Below are 9474 nucleotides of genomic sequence, written 5' to 3'. Positions count from 1 at the left end.
CGCGCCGGTCGCCGCGTAGGCGAGGACCGCGCCGAGGGAGAAGACGTCCGCCGCGCCGGTGACGCCCTTGCCGAGGATCTGCTCGGGGGACATGTAGCCGGGTGAGCCGATCGAGACGCCGGTGGAGGTCAGGGACGCGGTGCCGTCCGTGGCACGGGCGATGCCGAAGTCGATCAGCAGGGGACCGTCGAGGGTGAGGAGCACGTTGGACGGCTTGACGTCCCGGTGCACCAGGCCCAGGCCGTGCACCGCCGTCAGGGCTTCGGCGAGCCCCGCGCCGAGCGTGCGGACGGTGTGCTCGGGCAGGGGGCCCCGTTCGGTGACGGCGGCCGTGAGGGAAGGGCCGGCCGCGTAGGCGGTGGCGACCCAGGGGACGCGGGCGTCGGGGTCGGCGTCCAGCACGGGGGCGGTCCAGGCGCCGCCGACCCGGCGGGCGGCGTCGACCTCGCGCCGGAACCGGGCGCGGAACTCCTCGTCGAGCGCGAAGTGGGGGTGCACGATCTTCACCGCGACCGTCCGGCCCCCGGCGCTGCGGCCCAGGTAGACCCGGCCCATGCCGCCCGAGCCGAGCCGTCCGAGCAGCCGGTAGGGCCCCACGACCGTGGGTTCGTCAGCATCGAGCGGCCGCATGGCGCCACCCCTCCCCCGTCACGCCCGTACGCCTTGGTGCCCAGCCAGCGTAGTGGCCGATCCGGGCGGGGGACCCGGATCGGCCGTGGGCGGGCGTCCGCCGCCTCAGGGGCGCAGCAGTTCCACCCTGACGTCCGCCGGGAACCCTGTCGTGGGCCCCACCCTGCGGGCGAACTCCGCGACCGCCGCCAGCTGCGGGGGGCCGAATCGGAAGTCGAGGGTGGTGAAGTACTGGGCCAGGGTCTTCTCGTCGAAGGCCTCCCAGCGGGCCGCCTGCTCGGCCACCTTGTCGACCTCGTCCAGGGAGAGGTTGCGGGAGGCGAGGAAGGCCTCGTGCACCTTGCGGGTGAGCGCGGGCTCGCGTTCCGCGTACTCCTTGCGGGCCGCCCAGACGGCGAAGACGAACGGCAGGCCCGTCCACTCCTTCCACAGCGCGCCCAGGTCGTGCACCTCGAGGCCGAAGCGCGGGCCGTCGACCATGTTGGCGCGCAGGGCCGCGTCGCCGATGAGGACGGCCGCCTCCGCCTCCTGCATCATCAGGCTCAGGTCGGGCGGGCAGGTGTAGTAGTCGGGCCGGACGCCGTACCGCTCGGCGAGGAGGAGCTGGGCCAGCCGTACGGAGGTGCGGGAGGTCGACCCGAGGGCGACCCGGGCCCCGTCGAGCCGGTCCAGCGGGACCTGCGAGACGATCACGCAGGACATCACCGGGCCGTCGCAGCCGACGGCGATGTCGGGGAAGGCGACGAGCTCGTCCGCGTGCTTGAGGTACTCGACCAGGGTGATGGGCCCGATGTCGAGGTCGCCCTGCACCAGCTGCTCGCTGAGCTTCTCGGGGGTGTCCTTCGTGAGCTCGAAGTCGAGGAGCGTGCCCGTTCTCGCGAGCCCCCAGTACAGGGGCAGGCAGTTCAGGAACTGGATGTGGCCGACGCGCGGCCGGGTGCGAGGATTGTCCACATCGTGAGGCTAGACCCAGCGCCGTGCGGCCCGGCGGTCGCCCCCGGCGGGGCGTTCGCGGGTGTGACGGACGAGGTGTTCAAACATTCGGGTGACGTGATCTTGACCTCTATTGCGATCCGGCGTCCGCGTGCTAGGCTCGTCGCAAGTTGCAGTTTGGTTTCCCTTGCAGTACAGAGCCTGCGGAGCATGTGACCGCGGGCTCTCGTCGTTCTCAGACGGATGCAGTTGTGCGGATTTTCTTCACACTTGCTGGTTCTGGAGCAGGGCAACCCTTTGAGCCCAAGGAGGGCTTATGGCTACCGGAACCGTGAAGTGGTTCAACGCCGAAAAGGGCTTCGGATTCATCGCCCAGGAGGGCGGCGGCCCCGACGTCTTCGTCCACTACTCCGCGATCAACGCGACCGGCTTCCGGTCCCTCGAGGAGAACCAGCAGGTCACCTTCGACGTCACGCAGGGCCCGAAGGGCCCGCAGGCGGAGAACGTCACCCCGGCCTGACCCTGATCCTCCGATCCGGGAACGACTAGCAGTACCCAAGGAGCCCCACGCCGCGAGGCGAACGGGGCTCCTGCCTTTTTCCCGGTTTCTCCGGAGGGCCGGCCCGTCCCGCCCCCGGAGAAATTCCGGTGAATTCCCACCGAACGGCTCCCCGGCCCCGTACGGAATCCCCCGGCAGCCGTACGGGAGGACCCCTCACACGTGCTGCATGATCAGCACGAATCTCGTGCCGGGCTCCAGCGCCTCATAACGGTGCGGCACATCCCCGCGATACGCCATGTAGTCTCCGACGCCCAGTTCCAGCTCCTCGCCCTCGGGACCCGCCGACACCCGCCCCGCGCTCACCACGACGTGCTCCACCGTCCCCGGCATGTGCGGGTCGGAGGCCCGCACCGTCCCCGGCTCCAGGTCCACCGCGTACAGGTCGCGCCGCGCGCCGGGGGGACTCGCCGACAGCAGGGTGGCGACATAGCTGGACCGGTCCGAGCGCACGGTCGGCCCCTCCCCCGCCCTGATCACCTGGACCCGGGGCGCCGGCGGCTCCACCAGCGCGCTGAACGGCACACCGAGCGCCACCGCCAGCGCCCACAGCGTCTCCATGCTCGGATTGCCGCCGGCGGCCTCCAGCTGGGACAGCGTGGACTTGGCGATCCCGGCGCGTTTGGCCAGCTCGGAGAGGGAGAGCCCGGCGCGGGTGCGTTCGCGGCGCAGGGCCGCGGCGATCCAGTCGAGGGGCAGGCGGGACGGCGCGCCGTCGGTCATGTCGTTCGCTCCAGACTTCCATTCGTTCGCCTTGACGAACACGTATCCGTCTGTCCATTGTAGAAAACATGCGTTCGGTACAGCGAACACCCTGGTCCCGGCCCGGCCGTCCCGACCCCGGTCTGCTCCGGGACGTGGCCCTGGTCTGCCTCGCGGGAGGCGTCGTCGGCGTGTCGTTCGGGGCGATCGCGGTCGCCGGGGGCCTGCCCGTATGGGTGCCGGTGGTGATGTCGCTGGTGGTGTACGCGGGCTCCGCCCAGTTCAGCGCGGTGGGCGTGCTGCTCGCGGGCGGCGGCCCGGTCGCGGCGGCGGCCACGGGGCTGCTGCTCAACACCCGCACGGCCGCGTTCAGTCTGGCGGTCGCCGAGCACATCGGACGGAGCCGGCTCGCCCGCCTGGTCGGCGCGCATCTGGTGACCGACGAGACCGTGGCGTTCACCCTCGCCCAGCGGGACCCGGCCCGGCGGCGTGCCGCCTTCTGGGTCTCGGGGGTAGGGCTGTTCGCCGTGTGGAACGCCTGCGTGGCGGCGGGCGCGCTGGCCGGCGGCGCGCTGGGCGACACCGCCCGCTACGGCCTGGACGCCGCCTTCCCCGCCGTCCTGGCCGCCCTGGTGCTGCCCGCCCTGCGCGAGGACGCCGGTGTCCGCCGGGCCGCCCTCGCCGGCGCCGCGCTCGCCCTGGCGCTCACCCCCGCCGTACCGGCGGGCGTGCCGGTGCTGGCCGCGCTCGCCGGTCTGGCGCTGCACGGACGGGCGCCCGGGGAGCGGAAGGAGCCCCAGTCGTGAGCGGGACGGCGGTGATGGTGCTCGCGCTGGCCGTGGGGACGTACGCCTTCCGGCTGGTGGGGCCGGTGCTGCACGGGCGGGTGGAGCTGCCGGACCGGGTGCGGGTGCTGCTGTCGGCCGGGGCCGTGGTGCTGCTGGTGGCGCTGATGGCGACGGGGGCGCTGACCGAGGGCGGGGAGTTCGCCGGGTGGGCGCGGCCCGCCGGGGTCGCCGTGGGCGGAGTGCTGGCGTGGCGCCGGGCGCCGTTCGTGGTGGTGGTGCTCGGCGCCGCGGCGGCGACGGCGGTGCTGCGGGCCGCCAGGGTGCCGTAGGGAGACTCGGCCTCCGGTCCGGCGTCCTGAGGCGTTGTCAGTGGCCGCCGCTAGCGTCCCTGCCATGACCACGAGCCGACCCGCGCACGCCGACCAGCCGGAGCACGTCCGTACGACCCGCGCTTTCCCGGAGCACGTCCGTACGACCCGCGTCTTCTACGACGCGATCGCCGAGGACTACGCCGCGATGTTCCGGGACTCCCTCGCCGCCATGCCGCTGGACCGGGCGGTGATGGCCGGGTTCGCCGAGCTGGTCGGAGCGGGCGCGCCGGTGGCGGACGTGGGGTGCGGTCCTGGCCGGGTGACCGGGTATCTCGCCTCGCTCGGTCTGGACGTCCACGGTGTCGACCTGTCCGCGTCGATGCTGGCGATCGCCCGCCGGGAGAACCCGGGGCTGCGGTTCGAGCAGGGCTCGATGCTCGCCCTGGACCTCCCCGACGGCTCCCTCGCCGGCCTCGTCTCCTGGTACTCCACGATCCACACGCCGCCGGAGGAGCTGCCCGCCGTGTACGCCGAGTTCCGGCGGGTGCTCGCGCCCGGGGGGCTGCTCCTGCTGGCCTTCCAGACGGGCGACGAGCCCCGGCGGCACGAGCACCCCTGGGGCCACCCGGTGACGCTGGACTTCCGGCGGATGCGGCCGGAGCGGATCACGGAGCTGCTGGAGGCGGCCGGTTTCACCCTGGTGCAGCGCACGGTCCGGGAGGCCGACACGCGGCAGGGCGAGACCACCCCGCAGTCGTTCCTCATGGCCCGCGCGCCGGGCGAGCGCCCCTCCTGACCCCGGGTCACCTCTCGTACAGCGCCTCCACGTCGTCCGCGAAGTCCCGCAGGATCGCCTCGCGGCGGAGCTTCATCGACGGCGTGAGATGGCCGGCCTCCTCCGTGAAGTCCTCCGGGAGCACGGCGAAACGCCGGATCGACTCGGGGCGGGACAGCATCTTGTTGGCCTCGTCGAGGGCGCGCTGGAGGATCGCCCGCAGCTCCTCGTCGTCGACGAGGAGCTTCGCGGGGACGGGGTGCTTGCCGTTCATCCGGCGCCAGTGGGTGATGCCGTCGGGGTCGAGGGTGATCAGGGCGGTCACGTAGGGGCGGTGGTCGCCGATGATCATCACCTGGGAGATCAGGGGGTGGGCGCGGAGCCAGTTCTCCAGCGGGGCCGGGGCGACGCTCTTGCCGCCCGCGGTGATGATCAGCTCCTTCTTGCGGCCGGTGATGGTCAGATAGCCCTCGTCGTCCAGTTCGCCGAGGTCGCCGGTGGCGAGCCAGCCGTCCCGGGTGGCGGGCACGACCCCGCCCGCCTGCGGGTCCCAGTAGCCGCGCAGCACGTGCTCGCCCGCGATCAGCACCTCGCCGTCCGCGGCGATACGGATCTTGGTGCCGGGCAGGGGCCAGCCGACGGTGCCCAGGCGGGGCTTCAGCGGGGGTGTCACGGTCGAGGCGCCGGTGGTCTCGGTGAGGCCGTAACCCTCGAAGATCTCGATGCCGACTCCGGCGTAGAAGGCGGCGAGGGGGCGGCCCAGCGGGGAGCCGCCGCAGATGGCGTAGCGGACCCTGCCGCCCATGGCGTTGCGGATTCTTCGGTACACGAGCGGGTCGTAGAAGGCGCGGGCCGTCTTCAGGGAGCGGGAGGGGCCGCTGCCGGCGCCGGTCTGCCGGGCCTCCAGGGCCTCGCCGTAGCGGCGGGCCACCGACGCCGCACGGTCGAAGGTGGACTGCCGGCCGCCCGCCTCGGCCTTGGCGCGGGCGGTGTTGAACACCTTCTCCAGCATGTACGGGATGGTGAGCAGGCAGGTGGGCCGGAAGCTCGCCAGGTCGGGCAGCAGGTCCTCGGCGGCCAGACTGGGCGCGTGCCCGAGGCGCACCCGGGCGCGCACGCAGGCGATGGCGACCATGCGGCCGAAGACATGGGACATCGGAAGGAAGAGCAGGACCGACGCCTCGTCGTTGGTGCGGTCCCGGAAGACGGGGTAGAGCAGCTCGACGGCGTTGTCCACCTCGGCGAAGAAGTTGCCGTGGGTGAGGGCGCAGCCCTTGGGCCGGCCGGTGGTGCCGGAGGTGTAGACGAGGGTGGCGAGGGTGTCGGGGCCGAGCATGCCCCGGCGCACCTCGATCTCGTGGTCGGGTATGTGGGCGCCGGCGTCCGCGAGGGCGTCGACGTGCCCCTTCTCCATGACCCACACGTGCCGCAGGTCGGGCAGGTGCGGCAGTTCCGGGCCGATGGCGGCGGCCTGGCCGGCCGTCTCGGTGATCAGGGCGACGGCGCCGGAGTCCTGGAGGATCCAGCGGGCCTGGTAGGCGGACGAGGTGGGATAGACGGGGACGGTGACCAGGCCGGCGGCCCAGGCGGCGAAGTCGAGGACGGTCCACTCGTAGACGGTGCGGGCCATGATCGCGACGCGGTCGCCGGGGGTGAGGCCCTCGGCGACGAGTCCCTTCGCGGCGGCGAGGACCTCGGCGGCGAATCGTTCCGCCGTGACGTCCCGCCAGGAGCCGTCCCCGCCCTTCCGGCTGAGGACGACGTCGCCGGGCGCCGCGTTCGCGTTCTCGAACGGCAGGTCGGCGAGCGAGCCGTGCCGCACCGGCTGCGCGAACGGCGGCACGGACGCCTCCCGGACGGCCCCGTCCAGCCGGCGGGTGGCCGGCGGGACGAGGACGGGCGCCCCGTGGACGTCGGCGTCGAGAGCGGTGGCGTGGTGCGGGGTGGTCACGAGCGGCTCCTGGGGCGTGCAGGCGAACTGCGGGGTGCCACGACGTACGTGCCTCGCACGCCGAGGCGTTCACCGGAGGCGTCCACGGCTCGGGACGCCACCGGTCGGTGCGGGGATCGTACGGCTCCGGCGTGAGGGGTTCGTGCCGGTTCGGAGGTGGAGCGGGATCAAGGGTGTGCAGTGTCGGGGGTTACGTGAGGGTCACTCAGGTATGACCCGTACAGGACCCGTTCGTGGCTCGGCTCGGTCCGTACAGGGCCTGTTCGAGCACGTCCGGGGCACCTCCGGGACCGTCCGGGGCACCTCCCGGGTCTCGTACGGGACCCGAACGACGCTCGGCCCGACGCTCGTACGGCACCCGTTCGAGCCTCGACTCGGGGCCTGTACGGAACCCGTTCGAGGCTCATCCCGGAACCCGCCCGGAATCCGCCCGGGACCCCCGGACCCGCACGGGGGCCGTGCGGGTCCCGGCCCCGCGCTGCTCAGGGCCGCTCCAGGACGGCCGTGACGCCCTGTCCGCCGGCCGCGCAGATCGAGATCAGCCCGCGGCCGGGGGCGTCCCGCTCGGCGAGCAGCTTGGCGAGGGTCGCCACGATGCGGGCGCCGGTGGCGGCGAAGGGGTGGCCGGTGGCGAGGGAGGACCCTGCCACGTTCAGCCGCGCCCGGTCGACGGGCGGCAGACCGCGCTTCTCCCAGGCGGCCAGGGTGGCCAGCACCTGGGAGGCGAACGCCTCGTGCACCTCGACCAGGTCGAAGTCGTCCAGGCCCAGCCCGGCCCGCTCCAGCATGCGCGGCACCGCGTACGCGGGCGCCATCAGCAGGCCGTCCTCGCCGTCGGCGACGTCGCCGTGCACGAAGTCGACGGCGGCGGTCTCGTAGGCGGTGAGGTAGGCCAGCGGTTCCAGGCCGCGCCGCTCGGCCCACTCCTCGCTCGCCAGCAGCACGACGGCGGCGCCGTCGGTGAGCGGGGTGGAGTTGCCCGCCGTCATGGTGGGTTCGGGTCCGTCGAGGCCGAACACCGGCTTGAGCGTCGCGAGTTTGGCGACCGTCGAGCCGGGGCGCAGGTTCTGGTCGCGGGCCAGGCCGCGGAAGGGCACCACCAGGTCCTGGAAGAAGCCCCGCTCGTAGGCGGCGGCGAGCTTCTGGTGGCTGGCGGCGGCGAGTTCGTCCTGGGCCTCGCGGGTGACGCCCCAGGCGCGGGCCGTGACGGCGGCGTGCTCGCCCATGGACAGCCCGGTGCGCGGCTCGGCGTTGCGCGGGATGTCGGGGACGAGGTGGCCGGGGCGCACCTTGGCGAGCGCCTTGAGGCGGGCGCCGAGGGTCTTGGCGCGGCGCGCCTCCAGCAGCACCTTGCGCAGGTCGTCGTTGACGCCGAGGGGCGCGTCGCTCGCGGTGTCGGAGCCGCCGGCGACCGCGGCGTCGGTCTGGCCGAGGGCGATCTTGTTGGCGGCGGCGACGACCGCCTGGAGTCCGGTGCCGCAGGCCTGCTGAATGTCGTAGGCGGGGGTGCGGGGGTCGAGGCGGGAGCCGAGGACGGTCTCGCGGGCGAGGTTGAAGTCGCGGCTGTGCTTGAGGACCGCACCGGCGACGAACTCGTCCACCGCGCCGGGCTGCTGGAGGTCGTACCGGTCGACGAGGCCGTCCAGGGCGGCGGTGAGCATCTCCTGGTTGGAGGCGGTGGCGTAGGGCCCGTCGGAGCGGGCGAACGGGACGCGGCTGCCGCCGATGACCGCGACGCGCCGCACGGTGGCCGGCTTCAGGGTGCTCATCTCGACCTGCTCCTCAACCGTGACATAGGATTACCTCCGGTAACCTTACTCCAGAGTAAGCAATGGGCGAGCCCTTCGCACGCATCCCTGGGAGTCCCCGATGGCCGACCGCTATCTGCGCTTCACCGGCACCGCGCCGGGCCGCTTCCTCACGCGCCGCCTGGGCCTGCCCCGGCCCGCCCCGCTGCGCCGCTGGTCACCGGAGCGGCCGGCGCTGGACGGCGGGCTGCTCCATCTCACCGCGGGCGCCTCCCGCCTCGCCCTCGCCCCCGTCCTGGCCCGCACCGGACTCCCCGCCGACGAGACCGCGGGGAGGCCCGCCGCCGTGGTCCTGGACGCCACCGGCGTACGCACCGTCGAGGACCTCGACGGGGTGCACGCCGCCCTGCACCCCGTCGTCCGGTCCGTCGCCGAGAGCGGCCGGATCGTCGTGCTCGGCGCCCCGCTCGACCCCGGCGACCACCACCAGGCCGCCGCCCAGCAGGCGCTGGAGGGCTTCACCCGCTCCCTCGGCAAGGAGACCGGCGGCGGCAGGACCGTCAACCTGGTCCGCCTCACCGACGCCCCCGCCGCCGAGTCCACCCTGCGCTTCCTGCTCTCCCCCAAGTCCGCCTACGTCAGCGGCCAGGTCATCGCCGTCGGCGACCAGGCGAGCCCCGCCCCCGAGGACGCCGACCGCCCCCTGACCGGCCGCACCGCCCTGGTCACCGGCGCCGCGCGCGGCATCGGCGAGGCCGTCGCCGCGACCCTGGCCCGCGACGGCGCCGACGTGGTCGTCCTCGACGTGCCGCAGGCCGAACAGGACGCCCGCCGGGTCGCCGAACGCATCGGTGGCAGCGTGCTGCTGCTCGACATGACCGCCGCCGACGCGCTCCCCGGCGGACTGGACGTACTCGTCCACAACGCGGGCATCACCCGCGACCGCCGCCTCGTCAACATGCCCAAGGACCGCTGGAGTCCGGTACTGGACGTGAACCTGGGCAGCGTGCTGCGCACCACCGACGCGCTCCTCGAGGCCGGGGCGCTGCGCCGCGACGGCCGGATCGTCGCCACCGC

General features: G+C 73.7%; 10 protein-coding genes. 5 read left to right on the top strand and 5 right to left on the bottom strand.

Annotated elements, in window-relative coordinates:
• The coding region (locus tag CCN29_RS05795; protein ID WP_143661282.1) for a serine/threonine-protein kinase at window positions 1–630 on the bottom strand (630 nt) is incomplete at its 3' end.
• A gap of 105 nt (window positions 631–735) precedes the next feature.
• On the bottom strand, window positions 736–1584 hold the full coding sequence (locus CCN29_RS05790; protein WP_086680373.1) for a menaquinone biosynthetic enzyme MqnA/MqnD family protein: 849 nt from the start codon (window positions 1582–1584) through the stop codon (window positions 736–738).
• 295 nt (window positions 1585–1879) lie between these two features.
• On the opposite strand from CCN29_RS05790, the gene CCN29_RS05785 reads away from it, so the two are divergent.
• On the top strand, window positions 1880–2083 hold the full coding sequence (locus CCN29_RS05785; RefSeq protein ID WP_006133199.1) for a cold-shock protein: 204 nt from the start codon (window positions 1880–1882) through the stop codon (window positions 2081–2083).
• Between the two features lie 195 nt (window positions 2084–2278).
• On the opposite strand, the gene CCN29_RS05780 is transcribed toward CCN29_RS05785, so the two are convergent.
• Window positions 2279–2845: a helix-turn-helix domain-containing protein gene (locus CCN29_RS05780; protein WP_086680371.1), complete on the bottom strand. Its 567-nt coding sequence runs from the start codon at window positions 2843–2845 to the stop codon at window positions 2279–2281.
• A gap of 68 nt (window positions 2846–2913) precedes the next feature.
• On the opposite strand from CCN29_RS05780, the gene CCN29_RS05775 reads away from it, so the two are divergent.
• The 3 genes from CCN29_RS05775 to CCN29_RS05765 all read left to right on the top strand — a co-directional run bounded on the left by CCN29_RS05775 (window position 2914) and on the right by CCN29_RS05765 (window position 4719).
• Window positions 2914–3630 carry an AzlC family ABC transporter permease gene (locus CCN29_RS05775; RefSeq protein WP_031062955.1) on the top strand — a complete coding sequence of 239 codons (717 nt, stop codon included), beginning with the start codon at window positions 2914–2916 and terminating at the stop codon, window positions 3628–3630.
• A 14-nt stretch (window positions 3631–3644) separates the two neighbouring features.
• The gene (locus tag CCN29_RS05770; protein ID WP_420711918.1) at window positions 3645–3941 is read left to right on the top strand and encodes an AzlD domain-containing protein; all 297 of its coding nucleotides are present in this window, start codon (window positions 3645–3647) and stop codon (window positions 3939–3941) included.
• A gap of 64 nt (window positions 3942–4005) precedes the next feature.
• Window positions 4006–4719, top strand: a complete 714-nt coding sequence (locus CCN29_RS05765) for a class I SAM-dependent methyltransferase (RefSeq protein ID WP_031062960.1) — start codon at window positions 4006–4008, stop codon at window positions 4717–4719.
• Between the two features lie 7 nt (window positions 4720–4726).
• Here CCN29_RS05765 and CCN29_RS05760 read toward each other — a convergent pair whose 3' ends face one another.
• A complete protein-coding gene (locus CCN29_RS05760; RefSeq protein WP_006133205.1) occupies window positions 4727–6649 on the bottom strand; it encodes an AMP-dependent synthetase/ligase in 1923 nt (640 codons plus the stop codon).
• A gap of 482 nt (window positions 6650–7131) precedes the next feature.
• Window positions 7132–8418 (bottom strand): acetyl-CoA C-acetyltransferase, encoded by a 1287-nt coding sequence (locus CCN29_RS05755; protein WP_086680368.1) that lies wholly within the window; start codon window positions 8416–8418, stop codon window positions 7132–7134.
• A gap of 100 nt (window positions 8419–8518) precedes the next feature.
• On the opposite strand from CCN29_RS05755, the gene CCN29_RS05750 reads away from it, so the two are divergent.
• Window positions 8519–9474, top strand: a 956-nt coding sequence (locus CCN29_RS05750) for an SDR family oxidoreductase (RefSeq protein WP_086680365.1), incomplete at its 3' end; no start/stop codon positions are given.

The sequence above is a fragment of the Streptomyces pseudogriseolus genome (assembly GCA_002154585.1).
Classification (GTDB): domain Bacteria; phylum Actinomycetota; class Actinomycetes; order Streptomycetales; family Streptomycetaceae; genus Streptomyces; species Streptomyces pseudogriseolus.
Note: the sequence above shows the minus strand (reverse complement) of the source record. Positions and strands in the feature narration are given on the sequence as shown.